Raw genomic sequence first — 449 nt, 5'->3', positions numbered from 1 at the left:
CCTTTTCTTCCCTGACAAAAGAGCTTTACAACCCGAAGGCCTTCTTCACTCACGCGGCATTGCTGGATCAGGGTTGCCCCCATTGTCCAAAATTCCCCACTGCTGCCTCCCGTAGGAGTCTGGACCGTGTCTCAGTTCCAGTGTGGCTGGTCGTCCTCTCAGACCAGCTACTGATCGTTGCCTTGGTGAGCCTTTACCTCACCAACTAGCTAATCAGATATCGGCCGCTCCAGGAGCACAAGGCCTTGCGGTCCCCTGCTTTCATCCTTAGATCGTATGCGGTATTAGCGTAACTTTCGCTACGTTATCCCCCACTCTTGGGTACGTTCCGATATATTACTCACCCGTTCGCCACTCGCCGCCAGGCCGAAGCCCGCGCTGCCGTTCGACTTGCATGTGTAAAGCATGCCGCCAGCGTTCAATCTGAGCCAGGATCAAACTCTTCAGTT

1 rRNA gene is annotated in these 449 nt (G+C 54.6%); it reads right to left on the bottom strand.

The features are described from left to right. Nucleotides 1-449 (bottom strand): 16S ribosomal RNA (locus AAHE99_RS26700); the annotation flags it as partial.

Source organism: Pseudoduganella sp. OTU4001, assembly GCF_038440195.1.
Taxonomy (GTDB): domain Bacteria; phylum Pseudomonadota; class Gammaproteobacteria; order Burkholderiales; family Burkholderiaceae_D; genus Rugamonas.
Note: the sequence above shows the minus strand (reverse complement) of the source record. Positions and strands in the feature narration are given on the sequence as shown.